Raw genomic sequence first — 15,549 nt, 5'->3', positions numbered from 1 at the left:
TTAAGCTAAATCGACCCTAAAAATATTATCTAAGTCAATAACTTTTATTAGCTTTTGGTTAGTTGTGCGCAAGGCAAAGCGTCCTGCAGAAATGTGCTTAATGACCTGCCCAATTTCACTAGTACCATCTTGATATCTTAATAGGACATAAGCCCGGTGAAGTAAAGCAAATTCTAAAGAAGATAGAATTTCACTGTGATATTGGTCATAAATACTCAGTTTATCAATGTCATAATCAAATAAATAGTGATAGATTTTTTTAAGTGAGTTTTTCATCAATCATACCTCAGTTTTTCTCGAACACTTGTTTGACTCTTTATATTATAAGAACATTTGTTCAGAAAAACAATACTTTTTCCAAAAATAATTTCCATCATGCGCTACTTTAAAATTCCCTGTTGTACATAATAAATAGGTAGAACTTGAAAATATTCTGCATTTAGTGCAAACTAGACATAATAGCTTTTATTAGGGGAGTATGGCATGACAGAAAAAGGCTTGTTGCTTGTTCTTTCTGGTCCTTCAGGAGTAGGAAAGGGCACTGTGAAAAGTGCAATCGTAGATGGTAAAGTTTTTCCGTTTGAATATTCGGTTTCGATGACAACAAGAAAACCTAGACCGGGCGAGGTAGATGGTAAAGATTATTACTTTGTTAGCGAAGAAAGATTTCAAGAAGCCATTAACCAAGGTGAACTTTTAGAATATAATAAGTACGTTGATCATTTTTATGGGACACCTTTAGTACCGGTTAAGCGAATGCTTGAAGAAGGCAAAGATGTACTGCTGGAAATCGATGTTAATGGAGCAAAAAAGGTACGAGAAAAAATGCCTGACGGAGTTTTTATCTTTTTAACGCCACCAGATTTGCATACATTACATCAACGCCTAGAAAATCGTGGGACTGAGTCTGAAGATGTTATTATGGGAAGAATCAAGCAGGCGCGTAATGAAATTTTAGTCATGCAAGATTATGATTATGCGGTGGTCAATGATACTGTTGCAAATGCAGTTGATCATATTAAGGCAATCGTAGATGCTGAACATGTCAGTGTAAAACGCGTTATTGATACTTACCGTAAAATGGTTAGGGAGGATTAAAGATGAGAGTTACATATCCATCAATTGATAAATTATTAGCCCAAGTGGATTCAAGATATTCATTATCAGTTCTTGCTGCTAAGCGTGCACATGAACTTGAAGCTGGTGATCCAGAGGCATTGAAAGAATATAAATCATTAAAGCCCGTCGGAAAGGCCCTTGAGGAGATTGAAGCCGGTAAAGTTACCGTCGATTCAAGCCATCGCGAGGTTAATCAGTAGTTGGTTGAATTATTTAACCTCCATCTCTTTTTGGATGGAGGTTATTTTTTTAAGGATGATTAAATGATTGCGCAAGTAGTAATTGATATTGCAGCAAAACAGACTGACCGCATTTTTGAATATCATGTACCAGATGACTTAGATGGTGTAGAAATTGGCTCACGAGTATTTGTACCATTTGGTTCACGTAAATTGCAGGGCTTTGTCGTTGACCTCAGTGAAAAAAGCAAATATCAGGGCGAATTAAAAGATTTACTTTTAGTAGTAGATGAAATGCCACCGTTAACATCAGAATTAGTTGAATTATCTAACGCGCTGGCTAATCGGATTTTTGCCTATCGAATTTCGATTCTTAAGGCAATGCTCCCAAGAGTGATGCGGGCAAATTACCGCAAGATCTTGGTACCGATAACCGACGAAGCAAAAAAAATGCCATACTTTCACGGTGATCTAATTGATTTAGCTAATGTGACTGATAATCAAGAGATTGGTCGCATTAATAGCTTGCTACGCAGTCAAGATGCCAAGATAGAATATTTAGTTGAAAATCGTGCCAAAGTAAAAAAAGCCAATTGTTATGAACTTACTTTAGCTAAAAAAGATTATATTAGTTTGTATGAAGAGCTTCGTACAAATGCCGTTAAGCAGCGACAACTATTATTGTTTGTCATTGAAAATTATGAACAATTTCCAATGATGCAAAATGAACTTGAGCAAGGGGCTCAGCTCAAAACAGAAACTTTAACAAGCGCGATTAAAAAAGGTTGGCTTGAAAGAAGTCAAACTGAAATTTATCGTGATCCAATAGCTAGCTATGGACGGTCTAAAGCAAGTCAACCAAAGGTTGAGTTAAATGAGAACCAGAAAGAAGCACTTGCGCAAATTACCCCTGCGATTCAAACAAAAACGGCTAAGACTTTCTTACTAGAGGGAATTACGGGGAGTGGCAAAACTGAAGTCTACTTGAATGCAATTAGTAAGACACTTGAACTTGGCAAAAATGCGTTAATGCTAGTACCTGAAATTTCACTAACACCGCAGATGGTCGAGCAAGTAAAAAATCGTTTTGGTGATCAAATAGCGGTATTGCATAGTGGTTTGTCTGAAGGAGAATTATATGATGAATGGCGCCGTATAAGACGCGGAGAAGTTCATGTTGTAGTAGGTGCACGAAGCGCCGTTTTTGCTCCTTTAACTAACATCGGTTTAATTGTAATTGATGAAGAACATGAATCGTCTTATAAGCAAGAAGACAATCCGCGTTATCATGCACGGGATGTTGCAATTTGGCGTAGTAAATACAATTCTTGTCCTTTAGTTCTGGGTAGTGCTACTCCATCTCTTGATAGCCGTGCTAGAGCCCAGAAAGGTGTTTATCAGTTATTAAAACTTCCAAAACGTGCCAATGCCAAGAAACTACCTGAAGTAAATCTAATAGACTTAAAAAAGGCTGATTTCGCAGGTAATCAACTTGATTTATCAATTCAACTAGTTGATGCAATCAAGCAAAGACTGCAAAAAAATGAACAAGTCATTTTAATGCTAAATCGGCGTGGCTTTGCCAGTTTTATGCTTTGTCGTGAATGTGGTTACGTAATGAAATGTCCTAATTGTGACCTTTCGTTGACAATGCATAAGGATACCCAACAAATGCAGTGCCATTATTGTGGCTATACAACTGTAATTCCGCAAATTTGTCCAAATTGTCACAGTAAACGAATCAGATTTTTAGGTACCGGAACGCAGAAGGTGTTAGAAGAGTTAAATGAGCTAATACCCAAAGCAAGAGTGTTACGGATGGACGTTGATACGACGAGAAGAAAAGGTGCTTTTAAAAAAATTCTTGATACTTTTGGAAATCATGAGGCAGATATTCTATTGGGCACACAGATGATAGCCAAGGGACTGGATTTTCCCAATGTAACTTTAGTTGGTGTAATCAATGCCGATACGGGTTTGTGGGTGCCAGATTACAATGCATCTGAACGTACCTTTGAGCTTTTGACACAAGTAGCTGGTCGGGCAGGACGTGCTGAAAAGACTGGCGAAGTCATAATACAAACTTTCAATCCAGATCATTACGCTATTAAATTTGCTAAAAAACAGGATTACGAGAATTTTTATGCTTATGAAATGAAAGTGCGTCATGCTGGTAATTATCCGCCATACTTTTATACTGTTTTGGTTTCTGTTGCATCTAAAAATGAGCAAAATGCTGCTAAGGAAGCATTCAAAATTAAAAAGCAACTTCAGCAACATTTGAGTAGTTCGGCAATTATCTTAGGACCATCACCAAGCGCAATTTCTCGCCTAAAAAATCAATATTATTATCAAATACTGGTAAAATATAAAAAAGAAGACAATTTAAATAGCTTATTACATCAAATCCAGGATTCTGCACAAAAAGTGAAGAGATATGGATTAAATATTTATATCGACAATGAACCAGAACGAATCATGTAAAGGGGATATGTTTAATGACATCAATAATTTTTATGGGAACACCAGATTTTTCTGTACCAATTTTAAAAGGACTAGTCGAAAATAATTATGAAATCAAGGCTGTAGTGACGCAACCGGATAAAAAGGTTGGTCGAAAGCAGCAAGTTACTAAAACGCCTGTTAAGGTGGCAGCTGAAGAACTCAATTTACCGATTTATCAGCCTACTAAGTTGGCTCGTTCTAAAGAAGTCGAAGAGCTGATTGAAATGCACGCTGATCTTATTGTTACAGCAGCATATGGTCAATTTTTACCAACTAAATTTTTAAACTCAGTTAAAATTGCTGCGGTTAATGTTCACGGCTCACTTTTACCTAAATATCGTGGCGGAGCGCCAATTCAATATTCTGTGATTAATGGCGATCAAGAAACAGGTATCACTATTATGGAAATGGTCAAGGAAATGGATGCGGGCGACATTTATGCGCAAAAGGCAATTAAGATAGAGCCTGATGATACTACTGGTAGCGTTTTTGATAAATTATCACTTGTTGGTCGAGACTTGCTTTTAGAAACACTTCCACATATAATTGCTCATCCAGATGAAAAAACCGCGCAGGATCCTGACCAAGTCGTTTTCTCTCCGAATATCAGCAAGCAACAAGAAAAGATTAGTTTGACGTTAACTGCGTCACAAGCAAATAACTTAATTAGAGGACTCAATCCTGATCCAGGTGCTTACCTAATGCTTGGAAACAGTCGACTTAAAGTTTGGCAAGCTCAAGTTTCTGAAGAAAAAACAACTTTGCCCGCTGGAAGTTTAGTTGCTAATGATAATCGTTTCGCAATTAGTTTTGCGGAAGGCACCGTTTTGAATCTGCTTGAAGTTCAACCAGCTGGAAAGAAGAAAATGTCAATTCAGAGCTTTTTGAATGGTCAAGGTAGTAAGTTTAAAGTAGGAGAACAAGTAGTTGACGGATAAAAGTGCTCGCTTTATTGCTTTAGAAACTTTAATACACATATTTAATGATGGCTCATATTCAAATATTAGCTTGAATAATAGCTTGCGCAATTCTAGTTTATCGGAAACTGACCGCAACTTTGCTACCAGGCTTGTTTATGGTACGGTTCAATATAAGATTTATTTGGAATTTCAATTGCATGATTTAATCAAAACCAAGCTAAAAGAAGACTATTTAAAGCCATTGTTATTAATGTCAGCTTATCAACTCTTTTTTATGGATAAAGTTCCTAACCGAGCAGTTTTAAACGAAGCTAATATTTTGGCTAAACAGTTTGGCAAGCGTAATTCGACTGGCTATAAAATAGTTAATGGAATCTTGCGCTCTTTAATTAGACGTGGGCCAGTTTTACCTGAAAAAGAGCAGCAGATAAATTATTTAAGCGTCAAAGAAAGCGTCCCAGAATGGTTAGTTAAGTACTTAGTTGATCATTGGGGAATTGAACGAACAGAAAGTATTTTGGCAAGTATTAATGAACCAGCTAAAAATACTGTTCGTCTTTCTCGGTTGGCGAATCCAAATGAAGTTGTCAGTGAATTGAATGAATTAGGCTTTTCGCCACAGCCTTCCCAATTGACGAGTGAAGAATTGGTTTTGGATCATGGCGGTGTTAGTTCAACTAACTTATTTAAATCTGGCAAACTAACCATTCAAGATGAAGCTGCTAGCTTAGCAGTGAGCGCTTTTGATTTTACAGGAAATGAAAAAGTTCTCGATGCCTGTAGTGCCCCAGGCGGTAAAACAGTGCAGATTGCTGAAAACCTAGACAGTGGCACAGTTACGGCTTTGGATATTCATGCCAATAAACTACGCTTGGTTAAGCAAAACGCTGAACGAATGAATGTAGCTGAGCGGGTAATCACCAAGGAAATGGATGCTCGCAAGGTGGATAGTGAATTCAGCAAAAATTCTTTTGATAAGATTTTAGTGGATGCTCCTTGTTCAGGATTAGGATTACTTAGAAGAAAACCAGAAATTCGCTACAATAAAACTCTAGCTGACCTAACCAAGTTGCAACAAATTCAGTTGGCGATTCTTGATCATGTTAGTCAATTACTAAAGCAGAATGGAGAGCTAGTATATTCTACCTGTACGATCGCAAGTGAAGAAGACGAGGACGTTGTAGAAATTTTCCTAAAAGAGCATCCGGAGTTTGAATTACAGTCATTCACCGCAGGTAATATGGATGCGCCAAATGGTTTAATTAAGCTTTTACCGGACAGTTATGGCAGTGATGGCTTCTTTATTGCCAAGTTTATAGCACGAGGTTAACATTTTGATTAAAACAGCATTTGCTTCAAGTATTGGACGAATACGTAAAAGCAACCAAGATTTTGTACAAGTTTTTAAAAACAAAAGTGGAGCGACGATGGCAATCGTTTGTGATGGCATGGGTGGTCACCAAGGTGGTGACGTTGCCTCAACCATGGCTGTTAGCCATTTAGGTCACAGCTTTAGCGAGACCGATTTCAGTGATTGTGCAAATGCTCATAAATGGCTTGATGTCCAATTAAGCTCTGAAAATGAAACGATTTTGCGCACAGCAGATCGTTTTCCTGATTTAAATGGAATGGGCACTACAATTGTTTTGGCAGTTGTGTTTGACCATCAAGCTTTGATTGCTCATTTGGGTGATTCACGTGCTTACGGTTATGCAGAAGGAAAATTTGTTCAACTAGTTGAAGACCATTCTCTTGTTAATGAACTAGTTAAAATGGGGCAAATTACTAAGCAGCAGGCTTTAACCCATCCGCAAAAAAATATCATTACGCAGTCACTTGGCGTTTCAAGCACAATTGATCCTGAGTTTCGTGAAATCCCCTTCAATGATGACGACCTTATTTTGCTGTGTACAGATGGCCTAACCAGTTCTTTGACTGATCCGCAAATTCAACAAATTTTAGCCACTAAGGATCTATCACTCAAAGACCGCTGCCATAAGCTAATTAATGAAGCAAATCGTCTTGGTGGCGGCGATAACATCACCGTTTGTCTAGTCCTAAATGAAGGTGGTGGCTCACGTTGATTAATAAAGGCTATTTATTAGGCGACCGCTATCGCATAATCGATACATTAGGTGAAGGCGGAATGGCAAATGTCTATTTAGCTGAAGACATCATTTTACAGCGGAAAGTTGCCGTTAAAATTTTAAGGCTAGATCTACAAAAAGAGCCGCAAACTGTAGCACGCTTTCAACGTGAAGCGCTAGCTACCAGTGAATTAAGTCATCCTAATATTGTGATGGTTTTAGATGTGGGCACTGATCAGGGCTTGCCATACATGGTAATGGAGTACGTAGATGGACCTGATTTAAAAGACTATATTATTCAGAATTCACCACTTAATTTGCATGATGTGATTCGAATTATGGATCAAATACTTAGTGCAATGACATTGGCGCATAAGCATAATGTGATACACCGTGATTTAAAGCCACAAAATATTTTGATGGATAAACACGGTAATATTAAAATCGCCGATTTTGGCATAGCAGTTGCATTAAACCAAAATTCAATTACGCAGACAAACTCTGCGCTCGGTTCAGTGCATTACATGTCTCCTGAACAGACACGTGGTGGGTTAATTACTAAACAATCAGATATTTACTCACTTGGAATCATTCTCTATGAGCTGATAACTGGCTCAGTTCCATTTAATGGTGACTCTGCAGTCGCGATTGCTCTTAAACATGCCCAAGAGCCAATTCCATCGATTAAAGAAAAAGATGCGAAGGTTCCGCAAGCTCTAGAAAATGTTGTGTTAAAAGCAACCGCTAAGGATCCGCGGGATCGCTATGCTTCAGCGAGCGCAATGCGTGCAGATATTGACACTAGCTTGGATCCTGCTCGAGTTAATGAACCTGTTTTTGTACCAACACATGGCACAAGTGATGATGAAACTATAATTTTACCTGATTTTAAGGCTAATCGTCAGCGAGAAGATAGTAATCAAGTAAAAGAAGAGACATTAGACGATAAAAATAATAAGTCCTCAACAAAAGGCAATTTTTTGCAGACATTAAAAACTCATAAATGGTGGTGGCTTTTTATGGGTCTGGCAGCTGTTTTAGTGGTTGGTTTATTGCTTTTAGTTGTTACCAATAACAGTCAAAGTGAAGTAAGAATTCCAGATGTTACTAATTTATCCGAAGAATCTGCGCGCCAAAAAATTGAACAAGTCGGTTTGAAGGTTGGTAGAATAAGGCATCAAAATTCAGAGCGAATTGGTCGAGGTAAAGTTATTTCAACATCACCACCAGCCGGTAGAATGACAAAAAAAGGCAGATTTGTTGACTTAAAAGTTTCTGATGGCGTTGGAATGGCTAAAGTGCCGGATGTGTCAGGCGATTCGTATCAAGTAGCGGTTGCTAAACTAGAAAAAATGGGTTTTGACGTTATCCGCGAAAACCAATTTTCTGATAGCGTTCCAATTGATCATGTGGTTTCGCAAAGTATTGCTGCTGGAGTAGAAGTAAAGCCAGCGGAAACAACGATCACCTTGGTCGTTTCAAAGGGACAAGATGATCACGAAAAAAATGATACTGTTAAGCTTCCAGATTTTAAAGATTACACTCTGCGAGAAGTTCAAGAATATGTTCGTCGGCATGATTTGATTTTGCAAGTCAGTCCTGCTTATTCAAAGAAAGTAAAGAAGGGCATGGTTATTTCCATGAGTCCTGCCCCTGGAACACATGTCCCTCACGGAAGTACAATAATGGTTAGTGTTTCTGAGGGTCCAAAAATTGAACGAGACCATACTGCGATTAAAACATTTACAGTAACGTATCAAGATAATGATGATGATGATTCGCCTAACAGAAGAGGTAATCACATTCAAATCTATGTTTCTGATGACGATCACTCAATTAATAATATTTACCGTGATTTGTACATAAAAAGAGACATGAACTTCTCAATTCCATTTTCGTTAAAGGATGGAGCAGGTGAATTACGTGTTGTCAGGGATGGTCAAACTATACTAAACGAAAAGGTAAATAGATGATTAAACAAACTGATGGGATAGTTGTTGGACTAATTTCTGGTTTTTATGATGTTCAAACTGGAAACCAAATTGTTCGCACAAGAGCGCGAGGACTTTTCCGTAAAAATAAGGAAAAGCCCACTGTTGGTGACCATGTAAAAATTCAAGTAGACGAGCAGGGTACAAGCTATTTAACAGAAATCCTGCCTCGAGTTAACTTGATTGGCCGTCCTGCACTAGCAAATGTAGATCATGTTTTACTGGTGATTTCAGCTGTTGAGCCTGATTTTTCGCTTCAATTATTAGATAGGTATCTAACCTTCTTTTCTTGGCAAAAAGTTGCAGTTAGTATTTATCTTTCAAAAAGCGATTTGGTCGATGAAGAAAAATTGGCCGAAATTAAAGCTAGTTTGTCTTACTACGTAAAAATAGGCTATCCAGTTTTTTACCAATGGGAAGAACTGGCAAAGAAATTGCCGTCAGCAATTGAGTCTCAACAAATTTGGACTCTGGCTGGTCAATCTGGTGCTGGAAAATCAACATTGATTAATCATCTGAAACAAGATATAGAGCAGGAAACTGCTGCAATTTCTACCAGTTTGAACCGTGGTAAGCATACTACTAGAACAGTTCAACTGTTCCCACTTGGTGAGGGCTTTTTAGCTGATACACCAGGCTTTTCTGCGATTGACTTTACACCAATTAAGATTAATGATTTATGTAATTACTTTGTTGAATTTAAACGAGCAAGTGTTAAATGCAAGTTTCGTGGCTGCCAACATATCAAGGAACCTAAATGCGAGGTCAAAAATCTGGTTGAAAAGCAGGAAATCACACAAAGCCGTTATGAGAATTATTTACAGATGCGCTCAGAAATTGAGAATGGTAGGATGCCAGAGTATTTAAAATAAGGAGACAATAATGATTGCACCATCAATTCTAAATATTAATAATTTGAATTTGAAGGATGATATTGCCACTGCTGCTGAAAATGGGATTACGCGTTTTCATATTGATATTATGGACGGCCATTTTGTACCAAATCTGTCATTTGGCCCGCAGCTAGTTAGTGATTTTAAAGCTGAATTTCCTGATTTAGAAGCAGAAGTTCACTTAATGAGTAATAATCCTGATGTTTTGGTACCAGAATTTGCTAAAGCAAAAGCAGATTTAATCTTGCTTCATTATGAAGCAATGACTGAAGAAAAGCTGAATCACTGGATTGATTTTTTACATTCAAATGGGATAAAGGCCGGCATCGTTCTTAATCCTGATACACCTGTTTCAGTTTTAGAAAAATTCCAAGCTAAAATAGATCAGGTCTTAATGATGACTGTTTATCCGGGATTTGGTGGACAAAAATTTATTTTGGACTCATGTGAGCGAATTAAAGAAGCGAATGAACTTTTAGCAGGAAGGGTTCCGATTGAGGTTGATGGTGGTATTAATGACCAAACTGCTCAACTGGCTAAGGAAGCAGGAGCTAATATTTTTGTTGCGGGGTCGTATTTATTCTGCCAAAAGAGTATCCAATTCCAAATTGAAAAATTAGAAAAAGCTGTTGAAGAATAATGAAGGCTATTGCACTATTAGGCGGTCCAAATATTTCTTGGCCTATTGATATAAAGGATAAACTAGTAAAAGCTCGTGAAAAAGGAACTTTTATTATTGGTGTCGATCGAGGAAGTTTGTTATTGGAAGAATTAAATTTAACTCCTGATCTTGCGGTAGGTGATTTTGATTCTCTGAAAAAAGAAGAGCTATTGCGGATTAATCAGACTGTTTCTGATATTCGTTACTCAGTGCCTGAAAAAGACTTAACCGATACCGAACTTGCTTTGCATTATGCTTTTGATGATTATTGCGTCGACTCACTATCTTTAATTGGTGCAACTGGTGGAAGACTAGATCATTTTTTGACTAATTTATTCATGCTGCTAAAACCTGAATTCAGGCAATATGCTGAAAAGGTACAAATAATTGATCAGCAAAATTATATTTCATTTTTAAACCCAGGCAAGCATGTTGTTAAACGTATAGAAAATTACACTTATTTTGGTGTCGCTCCATTGAATGAAGTACAGGAACTGAATATCTCAAACGCCAAGTATAATCTTGCTGGCTATTCAAATACTAATCCAGTTTCCCTCAGTTCAAACGAGTTTTTGCATAAACAGGACACGTTTAATGTATCATTTAAGAAGGGGTTAATTGCAATAATCCAATCGCGTGATCTTGACCGTTTTCAAAACATTCAAAAATAAAGAAAAAGCCACTTACTCAGCTTAAAAGAGAAAGTGGCTTTTTAAGTACAAAAAAAAGACCGACAAACTATTTGTCAGTCCATTTATTAGGCACGAGTAACTTTACCAGACTTTAAAGTCTTAGTTGATACCCATACGCGCTTTGGTTTACCATCAACAAGAATACGAACTTTTTGAAGGTTTGGCTTCCACGTACGACGTGATGAATTCAGTGAGTGTGAACGTGTGTTACCAAAAGTGGTCTTTTTACCAGTGATATAATCTTTTGCCATTTGCTAAACCCCCTTTATTTGTGTTTTCATACTTAGTTAAGATAGCATATTCTCTAAATCATTGCAACCTGAAAAGTATTTTTTATAAATGGATTTTTGTATTATTACTTGATTACTATGATAAAATAGATTCATAATATTGAGAACAATGATTCGGAGGATAAACATGGCTGTTAAAATCAAAACAAAAGATGGTTTGATTGATATTTCAAACGGAGTAATTGCAACTGTTGTTGGTAGTGCAGCTACATCCAATTACGGTGTTGTTGGGATGGCATCTAAGAATGCCATTCGTGATGGCTTTGACGGAATTCTTAATCGAGCAAACTATAAACGTGGTGTTGTTGTTAAGTCAGAAGATAATAGTATTACGGTTGATGTTTATATTATTGTGGGCTACGGACTAAAAATTTCTGAAGTTAGCCGCAACGTACAAACTAGCGTTAAATTCAATTTGAAGAATCAACTTGGAATTGATACTAAGGCTGTTAATGTCATCGTTCAAAGTGTTAAAGTGCTTGACGAATAACTCAAGCGGAGGTTATAAATTTTGGTTTTAAAGGAAATAGATAGTAAAAAGTTCAGAGACATGGTTCGTGTGGCAACACACAGACTTGGTCGAAATGCAGAGTTTATTAACTCCTTGAATGTTTTTCCAGTTCCTGATGGTGATACTGGAACAAACATGAATTTAACTATTGAAAGCGGAGCAAAGGCAGTTAGCGAAAACCCAAGTAATAGTGTCGGAGATCTAACCGAAAGCTTAGCTAAAGGGATGCTAATGGGTGCCCGTGGTAACAGTGGTGTTATTTCTTCCCAGCTCTTTAGAGGTGTGTACAAAGCTACTCAAGGAATGCAGACTTTAAACGCTCAAGAACTTGCAAATGCCTTTTCTAATGGTGTTGCTACAGCTTATAAGGCTGTGATGAAGCCAGTCGAAGGTACAATTTTAACTGTTGCCCGTGTAGCAGCTCAAGAAGGTGCTAATAAGGCCAATGAGACGGACGATGTTGAAGAAGTAATGAAGGCGATTGTCGAAGGTGCCAAAGCAGCTTTGAAGACAACACCTGATTTGTTACCTGTTTTAAAACAAGTTGGTGTAGTTGATTCTGGTGGACAGGGCTTGCTCTTTATCTATGAGGGATTTTTGGAAGGACTTCTTGGCGAAGATTTTGCAGATCGCTACCAACCAGATGAAGGTGAAATGGATGAAATGATTAATGCCATGCACCATCAATCCGTTCAATCACAATTAGCTACTCAAGATATTGACCATGGTTATTGTACAGAAATTATGGTTGATTTGACTGCTGATATACCTGATAAAAAGCCATTTAACCTTGAAGAATTTAGAGATCATTTATCTAAATTAGGTGATTCGCTTTTAGCTGTTTCTGATGATGAAGTAGCTAAAGTTCATATTCATACTGAGCACCCAGGTGCAATTTTTGAATATGGCAGCCAATTTGGGCAATTAGGTAAAATCAAAATTGATAACATGCGTATTCAACACGAGACGATTGTTAACAATAGCGAAGAACAGCAAGAAAGTGTTGACTTTGCTGTAATCGCAGTTGCTTCTGGTAACGGTATCCGTAAGCTGTTTGAAAGTGAAGGGGTAAACCGGATTATTTCTGGTGGACAAACAATGAATCCCTCTACTCAAGACATTATCGATGCAATTAAGAAATCAGGAGCCAAGAAGGCAATCGTTTTACCTAACAATGGCAACATCGTAATGGCAGCAAAACAAGCAGCAGAAGTTAGCGATATTCCAGTTGGCATTGTACCTACTAAGACAATTTCGCAAGGACTAACTGCAATGCTGTCTTTTGATGCAGATGATACATTGGAAAACAACGTTGATAATATGACTGATTCACTTGAAGATGTCGTTTCAGGAGAAGTTACTAAAGCTAACCGTGATACAACAATCAATGGTATTGAAATCCATGAAAATGATTTTTTAGGTATTATTGATGGTGATATTCAAGTTGCTGAAAAAGATCTAGTTCAATCTACCGTTGATATGGTTGAAAAAATGCTTGATGAGGATTCAGAAATTATTACTGTGATGTTTGGTCGTGATTCTAACAAAGAAGAGGCCAATCAAGTTGTTTCTGCGCTAGAAGAAAAGCACGACGATCTTGAATTTGAAGTGCACAATGGTGGGCAACCAGTTTATAATTTCTTGATTTCTGTAGAGTAAAATGGATGCAAACAAACTATTTGCTCCTGTGACCAATTTAAAAGGCGTAGGAACAAAAACTGCTGCTGCTCTTGGTAGCTTAGGAATATATAGCATATATGATTTGTTATTTTATTTTCCATTTCGCTACGATGAATTGCAGACGATACCACTTGATCAGATCATGGATGGTCAAAAGGTAATGCTAAAAGGGATTGTTGCGACTGATGCCTTTGTTAGCAGATTTGGTTACAAAAAAAGCAGACTTAGTTTCAAAATGAGAATTGACCATGATGTAATCTTGGTCAATTTTTTTAATCAGCCATGGCTAAAAGAGAAAATTGAAGTTGGAAAAGAAGTAGCAGTTTATGGCAAATACAACCTTGCAAGGCAAAGTTTGGCTGGCTTTAAATTTGTTGCTGCAAAGGAAAATGACAGCGGAATGGCTCCGATATATTCGGTTAACCATCATATTAGGCAAAAGAAGCTCGTTGAGTTGATAGATTTAGCTTTGGAGGATTTTTTGCCAGACGTAATGGATATCGTTCCCAAACCAATTCGTCAAAAGTATCGCTTACTTCCCGAGCAACAAATAATTTTGCAAATGCATCATCCAAAAAATGGCCGTGAAGCAGAATTAGCGAAAAGAAGCGCAATTTTCCGCGAATTTTTTATTTTCCAAACAGAACTTGCTGAATTAACTAGACATAATTCTAAAAATACTGGAATAGCAAAAAAGTATGATTTGGAAGAAATCAATGAACTGACCAAAGCATTGCCATTTGATCTTTCAGATGATCAAAAAAGGGTTATAAATGAAATCTTTGCTGATTTGCATTCTACTAAGCAAATGAATCGCTTGCTGCAAGGGGATGTTGGGTCAGGTAAAACGATTGTTGCAATCTATGCGATGTATGCAGCTGTTACTGCGGGGTTTCAAGCAGTTTTAATGGTGCCAACAGAAATCTTAGCTACGCAACATTTTAAGAAGATAGATGATCTTTTGCGGCCGTTTGGAGTTAGGACAGCACTTTTAACTGGAACTACTAAGACACTCGAGCGTCGAGAAATATATCGTGAATTGACTGATGGCACTATCAATGTGGTTGTTGGAACTCATGCATTAATTCAACCAAGTGTTATTTTTAAAAGCCTAGGACTCGTAATTATTGATGAGCAACACCGCTTTGGAGTTGGACAACGTCAAGCTCTGATTAATAAGGGTAATGCACCTGATACTTTGGCAATGACTGCAACTCCAATTCCAAGAACCCTAGCCTTAACAGTTTATGGCGAAACTTCTGTTTCAGAAATTCGTCATCTTCCGGCGGGCCGAAAGCAAATTAAGTCCTTTTGGAAGACTGGCAACCAGATGAGTGATGTTTATCGTCTAATGCGCGAGCAGCTGGAGCAATATTTTCAGATTTACGCGGTTACTCCACTGATTACTGAATCTGAAGCGCTTGATTTAAAAAATGCAGAGGAACTTTTTGAAAAGCTAAGCCATGATTTTCCTGATCAACGTGTTGAACTTCTTCACGGCCAAATGCCGGGAACAAAAAAAGAAGAAATTATGTCAGAGTTTGCAGCTGGTGAGATTAACATTTTAGTTACTACTAGTGTGATTGAAGTTGGAGTCGATGTCGCCAATGCAAATTTAATGATTATCTACAATGCCGATCGTTTTGGAATTAGTCAGTTGCACCAACTTCGTGGCCGAATTGGACGTGGAAAAACGCAAAGCTATTGTGTCTTTTTAGCAGATCCAAAAACGGAAGCCGGGAAGGCGCGAATGAAAATAATTGCATCAACAACCGATGGCTTTAAACTGGCCGAAGAAGACTTAAAGCTTCGTGGTGAAGGTGATCTTTTCGGGCGTGCACAATCTGGTTTGCCAGAATTTCAGGTAGGAAATGTGGTCAACAACTACGAAACAATGGTTGTGGCTCAACAAGTAGCCAACAATATAGTTGAAAAAGATCCAGAATTATCTGATAGTGAGCACAAAAATTTAAAACAAGTGATAGAATATAAAAAATTACAGCAAGAACGTACTTAGAAAA

At 37.6% G+C, this 15,549-nt stretch carries 15 protein-coding genes; 13 read left to right on the top strand and 2 right to left on the bottom strand.

Annotated features, from left to right (window positions below; genetic code table 11):
• Window positions 1–276, bottom strand: a complete 276-nt coding sequence (locus tag DKL56_RS04785) for a hypothetical protein (protein WP_046307161.1) — start codon at window positions 274–276, stop codon at window positions 1–3.
• A gap of 207 nt (window positions 277–483) precedes the next feature.
• On the opposite strand from DKL56_RS04785, the gene gmk reads away from it, so the two are divergent.
• The 10 genes from gmk to DKL56_RS04735 all read left to right on the top strand — a co-directional run bounded on the left by gmk (window position 484) and on the right by DKL56_RS04735 (window position 11,026).
• Window positions 484–1,098: a guanylate kinase gene (gene gmk, locus DKL56_RS04780; RefSeq protein WP_046307159.1), complete on the top strand. Its 615-nt coding sequence runs from the start codon at window positions 484–486 to the stop codon at window positions 1,096–1,098.
• 2 nt (window positions 1,099–1,100) lie between these two features.
• Window positions 1,101–1,319 carry a DNA-directed RNA polymerase subunit omega gene (gene rpoZ / locus DKL56_RS04775; protein WP_046307157.1) on the top strand — a complete coding sequence of 73 codons (219 nt, stop codon included), beginning with the start codon at window positions 1,101–1,103 and terminating at the stop codon, window positions 1,317–1,319.
• Between the two features lie 63 nt (window positions 1,320–1,382).
• A complete protein-coding gene (gene priA, locus DKL56_RS04770; protein ID WP_109715605.1) occupies window positions 1,383–3,782 on the top strand; it encodes a primosomal protein N' in 2,400 nt (799 codons plus the stop codon).
• 14 nt (window positions 3,783–3,796) lie between these two features.
• Entirely contained in the window at window positions 3,797–4,741 is a 945-nt protein-coding gene (gene fmt, locus DKL56_RS04765; RefSeq protein WP_109715604.1) for a methionyl-tRNA formyltransferase, read from the top strand.
• A complete protein-coding gene (gene rsmB, locus DKL56_RS04760) occupies window positions 4,731–6,053 on the top strand; it encodes a 16S rRNA (cytosine(967)-C(5))-methyltransferase RsmB (protein ID WP_109715603.1) in 1,323 nt (440 codons plus the stop codon). Before fmt ends, rsmB begins: the two co-directional genes overlap by 11 nt.
• Before the next feature lie 4 nt (window positions 6,054–6,057).
• Window positions 6,058–6,807 (top strand): Stp1/IreP family PP2C-type Ser/Thr phosphatase, encoded by a 750-nt coding sequence (locus DKL56_RS04755; protein ID WP_109715602.1) that lies wholly within the window; start codon window positions 6,058–6,060, stop codon window positions 6,805–6,807.
• On the top strand, window positions 6,804–8,783 hold the full coding sequence (pknB, locus tag DKL56_RS04750; RefSeq protein WP_109715601.1) for a Stk1 family PASTA domain-containing Ser/Thr kinase: 1,980 nt from the start codon (window positions 6,804–6,806) through the stop codon (window positions 8,781–8,783). The genes DKL56_RS04755 and pknB overlap by 4 nt, the downstream gene beginning before the upstream one ends.
• Window positions 8,780–9,673: a ribosome small subunit-dependent GTPase A gene (gene rsgA / locus DKL56_RS04745; RefSeq protein ID WP_109715600.1), complete on the top strand. Its 894-nt coding sequence runs from the start codon at window positions 8,780–8,782 to the stop codon at window positions 9,671–9,673. The genes pknB and rsgA overlap by 4 nt, the downstream gene beginning before the upstream one ends.
• Before the next feature lie 7 nt (window positions 9,674–9,680).
• Window positions 9,681–10,334 (top strand): ribulose-phosphate 3-epimerase, encoded by a 654-nt coding sequence (gene rpe, locus DKL56_RS04740; protein WP_109715599.1) that lies wholly within the window; start codon window positions 9,681–9,683, stop codon window positions 10,332–10,334.
• Window positions 10,334–11,026, top strand: coding sequence for a thiamine diphosphokinase (locus DKL56_RS04735; protein WP_109715598.1), 693 nt, complete (start codon window positions 10,334–10,336; stop codon window positions 11,024–11,026). Before rpe ends, DKL56_RS04735 begins: the two co-directional genes overlap by 1 nt.
• A gap of 86 nt (window positions 11,027–11,112) precedes the next feature.
• On the opposite strand, the gene rpmB is transcribed toward DKL56_RS04735, so the two are convergent.
• Window positions 11,113–11,298, bottom strand: coding sequence for a 50S ribosomal protein L28 (gene rpmB, locus DKL56_RS04730; protein ID WP_046307139.1), 186 nt, complete (start codon window positions 11,296–11,298; stop codon window positions 11,113–11,115).
• Between the two features lie 166 nt (window positions 11,299–11,464).
• On the opposite strand from rpmB, the gene DKL56_RS04725 reads away from it, so the two are divergent.
• The 3 genes from DKL56_RS04725 to recG are packed head-to-tail and all read left to right on the top strand — an operon-like array spanning window position 11,465 to window position 15,545.
• On the top strand, window positions 11,465–11,827 hold the full coding sequence (locus tag DKL56_RS04725; RefSeq protein WP_046307138.1) for an Asp23/Gls24 family envelope stress response protein: 363 nt from the start codon (window positions 11,465–11,467) through the stop codon (window positions 11,825–11,827).
• A gap of 21 nt (window positions 11,828–11,848) precedes the next feature.
• Window positions 11,849–13,507: a DAK2 domain-containing protein gene (locus DKL56_RS04720; RefSeq protein ID WP_074425155.1), complete on the top strand. Its 1,659-nt coding sequence runs from the start codon at window positions 11,849–11,851 to the stop codon at window positions 13,505–13,507.
• 1 nt (window position 13,508) lies between these two features.
• A complete protein-coding gene (gene recG / locus DKL56_RS04715) occupies window positions 13,509–15,545 on the top strand; it encodes an ATP-dependent DNA helicase RecG (RefSeq protein WP_109715597.1) in 2,037 nt (678 codons plus the stop codon).
• The last annotated feature ends 4 nt before the right edge of the window (window positions 15,546–15,549 follow it).

The organism is Lactobacillus apis, assembly GCF_003150935.1.
Classification (GTDB): Bacteria; Bacillota; Bacilli; order Lactobacillales; family Lactobacillaceae; genus Lactobacillus; species Lactobacillus apis.
The sequence above is the reverse complement of the archived record's forward strand: the minus strand, read 5'-3'. Positions and strand labels throughout refer to the sequence as shown.

Bases quoted from the DNA above. Each gene is read 5' to 3' on its own strand.
- fmt (WP_109715604.1), top strand. From the start codon at position 3,797: ATGACATCAATAATTTTTATGGGAACACCAGATTTTTCTGTACCAATT.
- rsgA (WP_109715600.1), top strand. From the start codon at position 8,780: ATGATTAAACAAACTGATGGGATAGTTGTTGGACTAATTTCTGGTTTT.
- gmk (WP_046307159.1), top strand. From the start codon at position 484: ATGACAGAAAAAGGCTTGTTGCTTGTTCTTTCTGGTCCTTCAGGAGTA.
- rpoZ (WP_046307157.1), top strand. From the start codon at position 1,101: ATGAGAGTTACATATCCATCAATTGATAAATTATTAGCCCAAGTGGAT.
- DKL56_RS04785 (WP_046307161.1), bottom strand. From the start codon at position 276: ATGAAAAACTCACTTAAAAAAATCTATCACTATTTATTTGATTATGAC.
- DKL56_RS04735 (WP_109715598.1), top strand. From the start codon at position 10,334: ATGAAGGCTATTGCACTATTAGGCGGTCCAAATATTTCTTGGCCTATT.
- recG (WP_109715597.1), top strand. From the start codon at position 13,509: ATGGATGCAAACAAACTATTTGCTCCTGTGACCAATTTAAAAGGCGTA.
- DKL56_RS04725 (WP_046307138.1), top strand. From the start codon at position 11,465: ATGGCTGTTAAAATCAAAACAAAAGATGGTTTGATTGATATTTCAAAC.
- rpmB (WP_046307139.1), bottom strand. From the start codon at position 11,298: ATGGCAAAAGATTATATCACTGGTAAAAAGACCACTTTTGGTAACACA.
- priA (WP_109715605.1), top strand. From the start codon at position 1,383: ATGATTGCGCAAGTAGTAATTGATATTGCAGCAAAACAGACTGACCGC.